Genomic DNA, 13,908 nt, shown 5'->3' with positions numbered 1-13,908 from the left:
GACAAGATGTTACTTCTATGTTAAAACAAGTTTTTCCGTTTAGCTTCCCAATTTGGGACTAGATTGAAGATCGCGGGCTGGTGGCACACCTGCTTTTTTGGCAGTTTCTCAAACCTGCGAAAAAAGCAAGGTGAATTCACAATTATTAACAACCGCGCGACTTAACTCGCGCCGCCGCCCAAAAGAAACAGGCTCAGGAGAGTTCCGCTGTTCCAAAGACTGTGGAGAAGCATGGGAGCGAGGAGATTGCGCGATCGCGTGTACACAAAGCCCAACACCGCACCCAAAGTCGCCAAGGGCAGAATCTCGGAGACACTCAAGTGAGCCACAGCAAACAAGAAAGCCGAAGCTGCGATCGCCCCCCAAACAGGCAAATAGCGAGTCAGAGAAGGCAGCAGAAAGCCCCGAAACACGATTTCCTCAAAAACCGGAGCGGCGATCGCAGCAGTGCCGAAAAACACCGCCAGAGCCACGTTGTCTCTACCTTCAAGGACGATCGGCAAAATCGGATTACTGCCACCTTGTCCCTGCCATAATTGCTGATTGATCAGCGACACCACAACTACCAAAGGCAAGGCCACAAAATAGCCGCCCAACCCCCACAAAAACCAATTGTCCCGCCAATTAAGCCGAAACCAACCATCAGGCAAAGGCAAAAAAGACTTAATTGAAAAATACAGTACCGAAAGCCCGCCAGCCGACAGCAACAAATAAGTAGCAAAGATATAAAAAGCCTTTTCGCGCGGGTCAAAAGTAGCCGGATTCAGCTTAAGAACAGCCAGAGAAACTGGCAATAACAAATAGGGAATCAAGATTTGCCCGACAAAGAAAAAGCCGACCACAAGCACCTGCCAAACAATCTCGCCATCCCAAGGCACATCCCAAGCCAAACTCCCATTTCGCGCCAACAGCGGCCCGGAACTAGCCTTATCTAACTGTCGCCGCTGCAACAGCCACTGTACAGTCAAACCAACCAGCAAAAACGTACCGATGCAAAGCGCGATCGCCGGAATGCCTACAATAAGTGCCAATTTTTCTATAGCTTTTTCAGCCGTTGCTTGCTCTGTAGCTTGCAGGGCTGCGAGTTCCTTAGAACGTTCTTGCAGCTTGTAAAGTTGAGCGAGAGCGCGATAGCGAAACCAACCCTCCAAAGACTTTTGAATGCGCGGCTCGGCATCCGGCAGCAGTTGAGCCGGATCGCTCCAAATTCCAGTTAAAACTCTAGCAGTTGCCACCGAAGAATCGCCATCACTTTCAGTTTTGTACCGCTCCAATAAATTTTGCCAAGTTTGGATTGCTGCCTCAGTTTTGTCATTGCTTGCCTGCAAAATTCCGACGCGCAAGTCAATTTCGTTTTGCAGCGCTAACTGTTGCTTGATCGACTCTGACAAAACCTTTTTTTGAGCCAAATTCTGAGTATTATTATCAGGTTTAGCTGCGATAGCAGACTGAATATCTTTAATTTGTGATTGAGTTGTTGTGATAGCTTTTCGAGTGGTATCTCGTGCTTCTTGATACTGCGTCAAAGCAGTATTTAAAGGCTCTGTACCGACAATATTGTTGCGTGCCGAAGTTAAATTAGCATCGCCATCGTTTTGTGGTTGCCACTCCGAGGCGTGAAGCAGCAAATTTGTCTGGTAGAGTTCCAGCCGGCTTTGAATTTGCGGCTGGTTCCAACTACCAACTAAAGATAAACCGACTAGGGCGATCGCGATCGCCGTTAAAATACTTAAAATTATCCGCTTCAGTGTCATGCCTGCTTTTCCGTCCCGCGCAAATCCGTGGCTAAGTCTTGTCCGTCTTTAATCATATGTCGGGAGCATCTAAGTTTTGCATTTATACTGCTGTCCCCAAAGAACGAGTTGTACAATACGCGAGCTCTTGAGGTGCTCGCACGCTTAGTCAAAAAATGCGGCGTTGCAAAACCCAGATGCTCCCCATATGTCGTTCCAGTCGAGAGTAGCCCGACAACTGGTAAAATTTCACTGGCCGATCTTTTTGACTCGGCTCAACAGGACTTGCGCCACAAATCTTCGACTCGCCGTTTATGCGTAAGGTATACACCCAAAGCGCGCGCGAGAGGATTAGTGTACTGTGCAGCGATGTGTGGCGCACAAGGTGCGCCACAAGCCGCCGACGAAGACTCGACAGCAACGTAAATCGTAAATCTAAAATCTAAAATCTAAAATCGAATGACTCGCATTATCTTAGTCCGTCACGGCAAAAGCACCTACAATCTAGAGCGCCGCATCCAAGGCCGCCTCGACAAATCAGTTTTGACAGAAGCAGGGCGCAGCGGCGCGATTCAAGTAGGCGACATACTCAGCACCATCGCCTTCGATGCTGCGTATACAAGTCCCCTGAAGCGAGCGCAAGAAACAGCCGAAATCATCCTGTCGCGCTTGACAAATCCGCCACAACTGCAACCAACCGATAAATTGATGGAAATCGATTTACCTCTGTGGGAAGGAATGTTGCGTCAAGATGCGATCGACCAATTCCCCGACGCATATCAGCAATGGCAAAAACAGCCTGACAAATTTTCCATGAAACTACCTTCAGCCGAAGGAGAAGTCGAACACTTTCCAGTATTGGCAATATTTGCTAACGCCCGCAATTTTTGGAAAGAGCTTTTTTCTCGCCACCCTGAAGGCACAATTCTAGTAGTAGGTCACAACGGAATCAACCGCGCTCTCATCGCTACAGCCTCCGAAATTTCTCCGAATTACTATCAATCTATTCAGCAGTCAAATTGCGGAATTAGCGTCATCAATTTTGGGCCTTCTCCTGTAGGTGGTGATGAAAAAACAGAGCAAAATAAGAAAATTGCCGTTCAATTAGAATCGCTGAATTTAACCGCCCATACCGGAGAAAAATTCCCGAAACCGAGGGACGGACACAGCGGCCCGCGCTTGTTGCTGGTGCGTCACGGCGAAACAGATTGGAATAAAGCAGGTAAATTTCAAGGACAAATAGACGTACCTCTCAACGATAACGGTCGCGAACAAGCTCGGCAAGCTGCAGAATTTCTCAAAGATGTAAAATTAGATTTTGCGATTAGCAGTTCCATGCTGCGACCGAAAGAAACTGCGGAAATTATTCTCCAACATCACGGCGGTTTGCAACTACAACTCCGCGACGAATTGAGAGAAATTAGTCACGGACTTTGGGAAGGAAAGTTTGAATCAGAAATAGAACAATCCTATCCGGGTTTGCTGGATGAATGGAAAACATCTCCACAAAACGTACAAATGCCCGAAGGAGAAAATTTGGAGGAAGTTTGGACAAGGGCGATCGCAGCTTGGCAAGAAATTGTACGATCGGTTTCTGGTACAGGAATTGTAGTTGCTCACGATGCCGTCAATAAAGCCCTTCTGTGCCACCTGTTCAATTTGCAACCCGAACATTTTTGGCAATTCAAACAAGGAAATGGGGCCGTTAGCGTCATCGATTATCCCCACGGCCCCGACGGTTTGCCAGTATTGCAGGCGATGAACATCACAACTCATTTAAGCGGCGGCATTTTTGACAAAACAGCAGCCGGAGCACTGTAATTTGTAAGGCGATCGGCAAAGTGTAGCAGAGAAAATCCCCTCTGCTACAATTCCCCCGCCTAACAAATGTCCGAACCCCGATCACAACCACCAAGCATTCTGAATAATTGAAACCCTTGCTTTTATTACTTATTCCTTCTTACCTCTTCCTTCGTGTACTTAGCGCCTTCGCGGTTCGTACTTCCCTCTTCCCGACCTCCGTTACATCCGTTAAATCCCGTACATTGCTCGTTCCCGAACTTCCTTCTGCTACTATATGAGTCGCGAACTGCTACAAAATGTAAGAGTGTTAGATCCAGTTTCAAAGCTCGATCGCACCGCTGATATTCTAATTAAAGAAAATCAGATCGAAACAATCGAAGAAAAAATTAGCGAGATTCCCACCGACACCGAAGTACGAGATTCTCAGGGACTAATTTTAGGGCCGGGATTGGTCGATATCTACAGTCACAGCGGAGAACCGGGTTTTGAAGAACGAGAAACCCTAGAATCCTTAATGCAGGCGGCGGCTGCTGGCGGTTTTACGCGGGTGGCGATTTTGCCCGATACATCGCCGCCTGCAGACAACTTGGCCGGTTTAGCTTTGTTGCAGCAACATATCCGCAATTTGTCGCCGGGGCTGCCCCGCTTGTATTTTTGGGGCGCGCTGACAGCGGGCGTTAAAGGGCAGCAGATGGCTGAGTTGGGCGAGCTGGCCTCCTCTGCGGTGGTGGGGTTTGCCGACGGTTTGCCGCTTAGCAATCCGGCTCTGGTGAGGCGTTTGCTTGAATATATCCAGCCTTTGGGCAAGTCGGTGGCTTTGTGGCCGTGCGATCGAACTTTGGCAGGAAATGGCGCGGCGAGGGAGGGTGCGGTGTCGGTGCGTTTGGGTTTGCCGGGAATTCCTGCGACTGCGGAAACATCGGCTTTGGCGGCCATCCTGGAGTTGGTGGCATCGGCGGGCACGAAAGTACATATCATGCGCGTTTCTACGGCGCGCAGCGTGGAATTGATTCGGGATGCTAAGGCGCGGGGTTTGCCGGTGACTGCGAGTGTGACTTGGATGCACTTGCTGTTGAATGTTGGGGCAATTTCAGGTAACGCCAAAGATTCTGGAGGCGGTAAAAATGCTCTGACTGCTTCGTTTGCTTACGATCCGAATTTACATCTAGAACCGCCGCTGGGCAATCTGGGCGACCAATTGGCGCTGATTCAAGCTGTGAAAGATGGGGTGATTGATGCGATCGCGATCGACCACAACGCGCATACTTACGAGGAGAAAACTGTGGCTTTTGCTGATAGTCCGCCTGGGGCGATCGGTTTAGAATTAGCCTTGCCTTTGCTCTGGCACGGACTCGTGGAAACTGGTCAAATTTCGGCTTTAGAACTGTGGCGAGTGTTGAGCGCAGGCCCCGCCGCTTGTCTCGGACAAGCGCCCCCCACGGCTGCACCGGGAGTCTCTGCTGAGCTGATTTTGTTCGACCCGTTAATGACTTGGACGGTTGAGGCGCACAGTCTGAAGTCGCGATCGGCAAATACGCCTTGGTTGGGACAAAAATTAGCAGGTAAGGTTGTGCAAACTTGGATTAATTGACCGTTGGAATTAGGATTTATTTAACGAACCGCGAAGGCGCAAAGGGCGCTAAGGAAGAGAAAGAAGATCGAGAATAGGAGCGGTAATTTGGTAACTGGAAGCTTTGGATAAGGCATGGTAAATATATGGTTGCTGTCGTTCCTTCGTGGAATTCCCCACCGCAAAACCTGAAATTAGACATCAACGAAATTCATGTTTGGCGCGTCTCTCTAGCTCAAACAGAAACTTGTTTGCAGAGTTTACAACAAACTCTTTCAACCGATGAACAGACAAAAGCAGAGCGTTTTCATTTTCCCAAAGATCGAGATCAATTTATTGTAAGTCGCGGTGCGCTGAGAGCGATTTTGAGTCGCTACCTGCATATAAACCCCACCCTTCTATGCTTTGAATACAATCCCTACGGCAAACCATCTCTCACCATCGCCCAAGGTGGAAATACCCTGCGTTTTAATTTGTCTCACACTAGGGGAATAGCTCTAATTGCTATAACCAAAAATCGAGAAATTGGTGTGGATATTGAAGCCATAAAGCCCAAAACTTCTTGTTTAGAAATTGCTGAAAGATTTTTTTCACCATTAGAACAATTAGCACTCATTTCGCTGCCAGAACATCTCCAGACGAAAGCTTTTTTCACCTGTTGGACTCGCAAAGAAGCTTATATCAAGGCAGTAGGCAAAGGACTTTCTCTTCCTTTAAATGAGTTTGATGTCACCCTCGCACCTGGAGAACCAGCAGCGCTGTTAAATGTCAAAGCAAACCCCGATGAAGCATCAAAATGGTCTTTAATTGAATTAATTTCCAGTTCAGATATGGTTGCGGCTGTTGCAGTTGCAGGGGATTGCCACAAACTTGATTGTTGGCAGTGGACGGCAGAGTGTTGAGTTATAGCCTTTTTCAAAAAAGTAAAAAAATGAGATTTTATATTTTAGATTTGAGATTTAGGAATTGATATCAAGTGCGATCGATTACCATAATAAAAATGGTTTGTAGTGTGGACTTTAGTCCGCAAAATAGAGCGGACTAAAGTCCACACTACGAATTCTATTTTCAGACTTTTCAAAATAGTTTTTTCATCGTCAGGGTGCATCTCACTTTGGCGAGTATGCCCAAAAAGGGTTAAAATGAAAAAGCTAGTAAAATTGCCAAATAAAGATGAGGTAAAGAAAATGACACCCTCAGACCAAGAACAGCTAAAAGCCCACTTAAAAGCGGCCGCAGAAATTCTTTACAAAAATACAGATCCAACCGAGTTAAAAAGTTTTGACAGTATCGAAAAATCTCTTCGTCAAAAAATGTTAGAAGAAGTTGGTCCAGAACTAGGTAGCTTTTTTTTTCAGCAGCATCAGGAATTGAAACAGGAAAACCCCGAAAAATAAAATCAATAGTCGGTTCGCTCGAAATTACAGATAATCAGGCGAAATATTTTGGATTGAAAGCTTATAGTCAATTCAGTCCACTGATGGAAAAATGCTGTCTTTTAATCAGTGCCAACGAATCTTATCAAATGGCAGAAAAAGATTTAGAGATTTTCACTGGTATCAAAATCTCTCACAGTACATTACATAGATTAGTCAAGCGACAAGAATTTGAAGTACCTATATCTAAACAAGGAGTCCAAGAAATTACATTAGATGGCGGAAAAGTCAGACTACGCAACGAATCTAAAGGCGAAGGGTGTTACTGGAAAGACTATAAAGCCGTTTGTTTCGATAATGTTTATTCGGGAGCATTTTTTCAAAATAATCAAGATTTAATTGATTGGACTAACAGCCAAAAATTGCTACATCCTATGTATTGTTTGGGAGATGGTCATGCCGGAATTTGGAAGATATTTCAAGAAATCGGAGATGTCGAACAAAGACAAGAAATTTTAGATTGGTATCATCTAAAAGAAAATCTTTACAAGATAGGAGGCTCACTAAAACGTTTAAAGCTAGCAGAAAATATGTTGTGGCAAGGCAAAATAGATGAAGTCATTAATCTATTTAAAGAAATGAAAAAAAAAGCAGTTAAAACATTTTGTAACTATTTAGAAACCCATCGTTGTCGAATAGTCAACTACCAATACTATAAAGAAGAATCCATAAGTTCGATTGGTTCTGGAACAGTTGAATCAATTATTAAACGAATTGGATTCAGGGTCAAAATATCAGGAGCGCAATGGAATATTGAGAGTGTTCCCTCTATCCTTTCTCTTCGCTGTGCTTACCTCAACGGTCAACTTTCAATTTGATGTATTTGCCAAAGTGAGATGCACCCCATCGTCAACGCAAATAATTACTTGTTTGGTCATAGCGATAAGGCAGTTTTAATGGTTTCGATTAGCTCTGATTCCGACCAAGGTTTCTGCAAACACCGATGTAAGTTCGCTTCGTCAAAAGCCCTCTTCACGGCTTTTTCATCGGCTTGACCTGTTAGCATAATTTTTACTATTTTCGGGAATTTTCGATGGACGCGAATTAGAAATTCATCTCCTTTCATTTCTGGCATTAACCAATCCGATAAAATCAAAATAATCGAAATTTCATCGTCATTATACTCATCAATTAACTCTAAAGCCTCGGTGGGATTTTCCGCTAGTTCATAAATGTAAGCATTTCCAAAAGCTGATTTAAGTTGGGTTTTGAGGCTTTTTAATACTACTGGTTCGTCGTCAACACACAGGATGATTGGTTTAGACATTTTGTTTGTTTAACTAATTGTTTCCTGGAAATTGACAGGCAGAAAAACCGTAAAGGTAGTTGTGCCAGGTACCGATGCAGCTTCTATTTTACCGCGATGTTTGTCAAGGATTTTTTTGACTATATCGAGACCGAGACCGCTGCCTTCTCCGGGGGGTTTTGTTGTGAAGAAAGGAGTGAATATTTTGGGCATGATTTCGGTCGGAATTCCTTTGCCGCTATCTGTAACGCTGACTTTGATATATTTGCCTTCTTCCAGGATCTCCAGGGTTAATGTGCCTTTATTCTCCATCGCTTGCAGGGCGTTGTGAATCAGATTTGTCCATACCTGATTCAGTTGGTCTACGTAGCACGGTACGGGCGGTATTTTTGCGAACTTGCGGATTACTTCTACGCCGTGTTTTAGGTTGTTTTGATACAGGGTGAGTACGGTTTCTATGCCTTGAGTGATATTTGATTGAACCATCTTTTCTGATGAGTCGTAGCGGGCATAGGTTTTGAGGGCAAAAACGACTTTAGAAGCGCGATCGGCTGCGGTATTAATTATTTGGGTTCCTCGCTGGATTTCTGAGAGTTTGTAGGCGATTTCTAAGATGCGATCGCGATCGCCCTTTTGCAGCAGAGACAGAAAATCGTCAGCTTCGTAAATCCCCATATCCACCAAGGTGTCGGCGATATCATCCGCTTCCTCAATATCTTCGCCTTCGAGTTGACGAATCAAAGCCCGTTTTAACTTCCTTTCTTCTTTAGCTGTTAAAGTCATATCTTTTTGTAGCGAGCGATACATTAATTGGCTAAAAGTGTCAGTTTCTGCGGGGGAAAGCGACTGAAGCAGTGAGGGTAAATTGGTGATAGTTGGGCCCAAAAACTTAATCATATTTCCCGCACTCGATCGGATCGCGCCCAGCGGAGTGTTTAACTCGTGAGCAACTCCGGCGACTAATTGACCTAAAGCTGCCATTTTTTCCGATTGAATCAACTCTTCCTGAGTGGTTTGCAGGTTGTCTAATGCTGTTTTGAGTTCTTGGGTTCTTTCCGCCACTTGGATTTCGAGGGTGCGGTTGTATTCTGCTACCAATTTCTCCGCTTGTTTGCGTTGGGTGATGTCGGCAAAAGCTGCGATCGCATAACTCACCTTTCCTTTATCATCATAGATGGGCGTTCCCCAAACCTCGATCGGAATAGTCCTGTCATGCTGGCGAATTTCCATATCATCAACGTTAACGCTGGCCCCTTTAAAAGCATTGATAATTGGATCTTTTTCGGCGGGATAAATTTCGTTAGTACCTGCTAGATAAGCTTGATAAATCTCTCGAAGTTCAGACGCATTATTAGCAACTTTATCTGTACCCAATAAATCCAGAGCGCGAGAATTAACATAATAAGGTTTCTCGCTAGAAGTGGCGACAAATATCCCGATTGGAACCGCTTCTAAAATTTGGTAAAGTCTGCTTTTACTCTCAGATAATTCGGTATTCAAAGCTTGCAATTCTGTGAAGGATAGTTGCAGTTGCTTCGCCATGCTATTAAATGAATTGGCAAGTTCTCCGACTTCATCATCGCGGTTAATTGTTATACTTTTTCCCCACTCACCCTTAGCAATATTTTTAACCGCATCGTTCAAAGATAAAATTGGTTGAGTCACCCATCTCGCCGTCACAATTCCGACAATTATCGCCACAATGAAAGCAGCAGCACACAACCAAATTGTTGCGGTATTATTGGCATTGATTTGTGCCATGAAATCCACTTCTGGCACAACCAAAACAATTAACCAATCCAATCCTTTGTCATCTTGCCAGGGTAGAACTTGTAAAAATTGTTGTTTGCCCTGAATCTTGAATTCTAGTGACTGCGAGGTTTTGAGAGATTGGAACTCGTTAAAATTAGTTGCTAAATATTGAGCAGTGGTTTTGGTAAAAATATTTTTACTGTCAATTGCTTTAACTCGTTCCGCGCCGTAGTCTTTTTTAACCGTGTGAAACGGTCTTTCTCCTGTCGAAGTTGCGACTAACATTCCCGATCGCTCAATAATAAAAACTTGTCCGGTTTTGCCGATTTTCAAGCTTTCCAGAAACTTGCCAATCGTGGACAAATTAATATTAGTTAGCACTACGCCTTGCAATTTGCCTTGTTTGTCATAGAAAGGCATAGATGCGCCGAGATAAGCAGTCAGACCGGCCGTATTGGGATAAATCTCACTCCAGGTGGGCTTCTTAGCAGCTACCGCAGCTTTGTACCAAGGGCGAGTGCGCGGGTCGAAATTAATTTTGTTGTTTAAAAATTGAGTGATTTCACCGGACTTATTGGTAGCATAGGTGCGAAAATCATAGTTACTTGCTGCTGTAGATATTCTCAAAGTCAGCGAGCCGTTGTCGAGTCTTTCTGCCCCCAAGTTGTCTTTTTGTTCTAACCCTAAACCCGTAAAAGTGAGCGTGTCAAATATCTGAAGCTGCCGCCAGAAATGACGCTGTAAAACAGGTAAATCTTTCAGGTTAAGGGTGCCGAGTTCGATCGCAGCAGCATTGATCTGGTTGACCTGATGCGGTACACTCAGGTAAGTACCCAGGTTTTGTTCGACGCGGCTGCCTACTTCTGCCATCAGTCGATCGGCAATTTCATTGACTGCCTTTTGTCCGTTTTTAAATGAGAGATATCCTACCAGTCCCACCGCCGCGAAGAGTTGCAAGACGAAGGGAACTATCAGAACTGTTCGCAAGGTTCGGGAGCGAGCAGTTTTGGCAGCGAAGCTACCAGCAGATTTAGTTCTGTTCATAATGAGAATCCTCGATTGTCATAAGGCAGGTTTTGGTTCAACTCCTAGATACAATCCTTCCCCTGAGTCCTAACCTTTTTTAACACAAGCCAGAGGAGCTAATCTTCAGGTGGGCGATGCCCACCGTAAATAGGGCTTGCTGAAAAAGTCTACAAAGCGAATAAGCTCCCGCCACACAGCTTGAAAAATAGTAGGTTCGTCGCTTATTTCTCAAATTAACCCAGCGGCTTCTCACGAAAGTGCAAGGGTTTTGAGCCTCGCTGCTGCTATAAATTGTACTTGCTCGGTCAAAAAAAGATTAAAACTCACATCTTGCACCATTCTCAAGAACAGGCTTTCCGGCCTGTTCCACAAATAATTAATTTCTTGTGGGGTGGGCATCCTGCCCGCCCATAAAAACCTTATTGAGAATGGTGCAATATCTCAGTTAAAACCCCGATCGGGCCTGCCTTCTGCTTTTATTCAGCAAACCCTGCACAGACAAAATAAGGACACAACAATGTTGTGTCCCTATATCAATTTGGAATGCAACTTCCAACCCTAGAACTGACTTGAAATTCAACCAAATCGATAGCCGAATCCCCGTACCGTAATGATATATTCCGGTTGACTGGGATCGATTTCCAACTTTTCGCGCAGCCAGCGGATGTGAACGTCAACTGTTTTGCTGTCTCCGATAAAATCTTGACCCCAAATTTTTTCCAACAACCGATCGCGAGACCAAACTCGCCGGGGATTACTCATAAATAGTTCCAGTAAGCGAAACTGTTTAGGAGAAAATTTTACTTCAAGGCCGCGAACCAATACGCGGCATTCTTCGGGATACAAAGTTATGCTCTTATATTGCAGCATCACCGGTTGCGACAACTGACCCACGAGGCGCTGGCGACGCATCAGCGCCCGACAGCGAGCGATAAATTCCCGCATTCCAAAAGGCTTGGTTAGATAATCGTCCGATCCGGCTTCTAGATAAAAAGCGCAATTGTTCGCACTTCCTCTAGCGCCGATAATTAAAATAGGAACTGGATTGCCTTGGTGCCGTAACATTCGACACAGATCCAAACCGTTAATTGAATCCATAATTAACAGGTTAAAGGCAAATTCACCGTGGTATGACGAGGAAGCCTGCACAGTAGGCAGAGCGTTACGCCCGTCGCTAGTAACCACCACCTCATAGCCCTGTTCTTTAAGGGCTAAAGCTAGCATTTCCCGCAACAGGTCTTCACCTTCCAATAACAAGATGCGGCCGGCTTGTCCAACAGCCAACCTTGAAGGACTTTCGCTTAATTCAGCAGAAGACATAAATATCAGTGGGAGTTATGTTTGTATGTGGCTAGCGTGAGGTGCCTTCTTCAGTAGCTGAGGCCTCTCGCGCTGCGATCGCTTGTACGCGATCGCCATTTGTTCGTTAGCGAAGCCCTCGAAGAGGATCGCTTGTAATCCTTAGCCAGCCCATCCCACAGACACGCGCTCGACTATTTCTACTTGCTCGTGCAAAAAGTACAGCCGTAGAGCAGTTGCGATAGCTGCGCTGTTTGCCTGCGTCCAGGCATCAGAAGCCCGGTCATTTTTAGGGGTTGGTGTTAATTTCATAAAACATTGCCCGCCGTTAATTGACCGGGTAACACCCAATCTATAGGGAGATGCTTGTTATACTACTCTTAAAAGGTTATTAAAAGGTAAAGTTTTGGTAATTAATTGGTTAAATTATTAAAGTTAAGTAATATCACTGTAAAGTTGCGATCGGACTGTAGAGCTTTGTTTAAGAATACAATCATAAGTTTGCCCAAAGTTCTTTTTCTGCGCTTGCCGGCTAGGATCGAGTTTGTAAGTAAAAATCTGTAAACTGCCTATAATGTTGCTGCATTTGAGTACCTGGCCGGAGGTAGAAGCTTATCTAGAAAGTTCCCGCGGCATAATTATCCCGATCGGCTCGACGGAACAGCACGGGCCCACCGGCTTAATCGGAACTGACGCCATTGCTGCTGGTGCGATCGCCCTTGGTGTCGGCGAAGCTGCCAATGCCTTAATCGGCCCGACAATTAATGTGGGGATGGCCTTGCACCACACCAGCTTTCCCGGCAGCATCAGCCTCCGACCCCAGACCCTGATTCTCGTAATCAGAGATTATATCACATCTTTAGCAAAAGCTGGATTTGAGAAATATTTCTTTATCAACGGTCACGGCGGCAACATTGCCACGATGAAAGCAGCATTTTCCGAGACTTACGCGCATTTGTCGGACTTAAATCTACCAAATGCCGATCGAATCCAGTGTCAAATCGGCAACTGGTTCATGTGCGGTTCAGTCTACAAACTCGCCAAAGAATTGTACGGAAACCAAGAAGGTTCCCACGCCACCCCCAGCGAAATCGCCTTAACCCAGTACCTTTATCCAGAAGCAATCAAGCAAGCACCGCTTTCGGAACAAGCTGCATCCGGGTACAAAATTTACAGTGCTGCTAACTTCCGACGGCGATATCCCGACGGCAGAATGGGTTCAAATCCGGCTCTAGCAACCCCAGAACACGGCCAGCAGTTTTACGAGTTAGCAGTCAAAGAACTGACTAATAACTATTTAGAGTTTTTGAACTCAGATTGAGAATTGTCGGAAAATCGGCGTTGCTGAAATTTAGTATGAATGTACATTTTTTAATCTTTGCCGAAGACAGACTTTTTGTGCCTTTGAGTCTTTTCGTAGAACTTAATTCATACTGTCAATCAGCAACGCCGGAAAATCTTGATAAATCGCGTTTTGATCCGAGGCCAGATCCCCCTAAATCCCCCTTAAGAAGGGGGACTTTGAGAAGATTCCTGTCCCCCCCGGATAGTCGGGGGACTTTGAACACTTCCAGTCCCCCCCTTAAGAAGGGGGGCTAGGGGGGATCTGGCTCCAATCATCAAACAGTAGATCCGTACTACTAAAAAGTTAAGTTAACAACAGGATTTTTACGCTGCGGCTTCCGCTTCAACTTCAGCTTCCGGTGCATCAGGGACATCTTGCTTGATCGTCAAATAGCGAATCACTTCCTCGCTCAGACGCATGGCGCGTTCCATAGGAAAAATTGCAGCGCCGGGAGCAGTATAGTTCATTTGAACGTATACTCCGTCGCGGTGCTTGCCGATTTCGTAAGCCAAACGGCGCTTGCCGCGGTGCTGAGTTTCGATATTTTCAGCACCTTGATCGCGCAAAATAGTTTGATATTTCGCGATCGCCGCGTCAGTCATTTCCTCACCCAAATCAGGGCGCAAAATGTACATTGTTTCGTAAATAAACGGTTTCATGGCAATAATCCCCTTATGGACAACAAGGCTTCTCACGAA

11 protein-coding genes are annotated in these 13,908 nt (G+C 45.3%); 5 read left to right on the top strand and 6 right to left on the bottom strand.

All coding sequences use genetic code 11. The features are described from left to right. Positions 1-161 precede the first annotated feature (161 nt). Complete coding sequence (locus QUB13_RS14525) at positions 162-1,754, bottom strand: CPBP family glutamic-type intramembrane protease (protein WP_333381901.1); 1,593 nt, start codon at positions 1,752-1,754, stop codon at positions 162-164. Between the two features lie 438 nt (positions 1,755-2,192). Here QUB13_RS14525 and QUB13_RS14520 point away from each other — a divergent pair, with 438 nt between their 5' ends. The 4 genes from QUB13_RS14520 to QUB13_RS14505 all read left to right on the top strand — a co-directional run bounded on the left by QUB13_RS14520 (position 2,193) and on the right by QUB13_RS14505 (position 7,360). Next, the gene (locus QUB13_RS14520) at positions 2,193-3,554 is read left to right on the top strand and encodes a histidine phosphatase family protein (protein ID WP_333381899.1); all 1,362 of its coding nucleotides are present in this window, start codon (positions 2,193-2,195) and stop codon (positions 3,552-3,554) included. Positions 3,555-3,810: 256 nt separating this feature from the next. Beyond that, positions 3,811-5,127 carry a dihydroorotase gene (locus QUB13_RS14515; protein WP_333381897.1) on the top strand — a complete coding sequence of 439 codons (1,317 nt, stop codon included), beginning with the start codon at positions 3,811-3,813 and terminating at the stop codon, positions 5,125-5,127. A 125-nt stretch (positions 5,128-5,252) separates the two neighbouring features. Continuing rightward, a complete protein-coding gene (locus tag QUB13_RS14510) occupies positions 5,253-6,008 on the top strand; it encodes a 4'-phosphopantetheinyl transferase family protein (RefSeq protein WP_333381896.1) in 756 nt (251 codons plus the stop codon). Between the two features lie 285 nt (positions 6,009-6,293). Continuing rightward, positions 6,294-7,360 (top strand): ISKra4 family transposase gene (locus QUB13_RS14505; RefSeq protein ID WP_333381956.1). Its coding sequence is split into 2 segments (ribosomal slippage): positions 6,294-6,462 and positions 6,462-7,360, totalling 1,068 coding nucleotides; the frame shifts between segments, so codons are not numbered across the junction. A gap of 56 nt (positions 7,361-7,416) precedes the next feature. Here the strand turns inward: QUB13_RS14505 and QUB13_RS14500 are convergent. From QUB13_RS14500 to QUB13_RS14485, 4 genes are all read right to left on the bottom strand, one after another. Beyond that, entirely contained in the window at positions 7,417-7,809 is a 393-nt protein-coding gene (locus tag QUB13_RS14500; protein ID WP_333381894.1) for a response regulator, read from the bottom strand. A gap of 9 nt (positions 7,810-7,818) precedes the next feature. Next, positions 7,819-10,584: an ATP-binding protein gene (locus tag QUB13_RS14495; RefSeq protein ID WP_333381892.1), complete on the bottom strand. Its 2,766-nt coding sequence runs from the start codon at positions 10,582-10,584 to the stop codon at positions 7,819-7,821. Between the two features lie 558 nt (positions 10,585-11,142). After that, positions 11,143-11,886 (bottom strand): response regulator transcription factor, encoded by a 744-nt coding sequence (locus tag QUB13_RS14490; protein ID WP_333381890.1) that lies wholly within the window; start codon positions 11,884-11,886, stop codon positions 11,143-11,145. A gap of 141 nt (positions 11,887-12,027) precedes the next feature. Next, complete coding sequence (locus QUB13_RS14485; RefSeq protein WP_194009093.1) at positions 12,028-12,177, bottom strand: hypothetical protein; 150 nt, start codon at positions 12,175-12,177, stop codon at positions 12,028-12,030. Between the two features lie 262 nt (positions 12,178-12,439). On the opposite strand from QUB13_RS14485, the gene QUB13_RS14480 reads away from it, so the two are divergent. After that, positions 12,440-13,186, top strand: coding sequence for a creatininase family protein (locus QUB13_RS14480; protein WP_333087419.1), 747 nt, complete (start codon positions 12,440-12,442; stop codon positions 13,184-13,186). A gap of 347 nt (positions 13,187-13,533) precedes the next feature. On the opposite strand, the gene rpsF is transcribed toward QUB13_RS14480, so the two are convergent. Next, the gene (rpsF, locus tag QUB13_RS14475; RefSeq protein ID WP_333381887.1) at positions 13,534-13,869 is read right to left on the bottom strand and encodes a 30S ribosomal protein S6; all 336 of its coding nucleotides are present in this window, start codon (positions 13,867-13,869) and stop codon (positions 13,534-13,536) included. Positions 13,870-13,908: the final 39 nt, after the last annotated feature.

The sequence above is a fragment of the Microcoleus sp. B4-D4 genome, assembly GCF_036705185.1.
Lineage (GTDB): Bacteria > Cyanobacteriota > Cyanobacteriia > Cyanobacteriales > Microcoleaceae > Microcoleus.
The sequence above is the reverse complement of the archived record's forward strand: the minus strand, read 5'-3'. Positions and strand labels throughout refer to the sequence as shown.

What these genes read in the sequence shown, in the direction of transcription:
- QUB13_RS14525 (WP_333381901.1), bottom strand. Translation starts at nt 1,754, where the DNA reads ATGACACTGAAGCGGATAATTTTAAGTATTTTAACGGCGATCGCGATC.
- QUB13_RS14520 (WP_333381899.1), top strand. Translation starts at nt 2,193, where the DNA reads ATGACTCGCATTATCTTAGTCCGTCACGGCAAAAGCACCTACAATCTA.
- QUB13_RS14515 (WP_333381897.1), top strand. Translation starts at nt 3,811, where the DNA reads ATGAGTCGCGAACTGCTACAAAATGTAAGAGTGTTAGATCCAGTTTCA.
- QUB13_RS14510 (WP_333381896.1), top strand. Translation starts at nt 5,253, where the DNA reads ATGGTTGCTGTCGTTCCTTCGTGGAATTCCCCACCGCAAAACCTGAAA.
- QUB13_RS14500 (WP_333381894.1), bottom strand. Translation starts at nt 7,809, where the DNA reads ATGTCTAAACCAATCATCCTGTGTGTTGACGACGAACCAGTAGTATTA.
- QUB13_RS14495 (WP_333381892.1), bottom strand. Translation starts at nt 10,584, where the DNA reads ATGAACAGAACTAAATCTGCTGGTAGCTTCGCTGCCAAAACTGCTCGC.
- QUB13_RS14490 (WP_333381890.1), bottom strand. Translation starts at nt 11,886, where the DNA reads ATGTCTTCTGCTGAATTAAGCGAAAGTCCTTCAAGGTTGGCTGTTGGA.
- QUB13_RS14485 (WP_194009093.1), bottom strand. Translation starts at nt 12,177, where the DNA reads ATGAAATTAACACCAACCCCTAAAAATGACCGGGCTTCTGATGCCTGG.
- QUB13_RS14480 (WP_333087419.1), top strand. Translation starts at nt 12,440, where the DNA reads ATGTTGCTGCATTTGAGTACCTGGCCGGAGGTAGAAGCTTATCTAGAA.
- rpsF (WP_333381887.1), bottom strand. Translation starts at nt 13,869, where the DNA reads ATGAAACCGTTTATTTACGAAACAATGTACATTTTGCGCCCTGATTTG.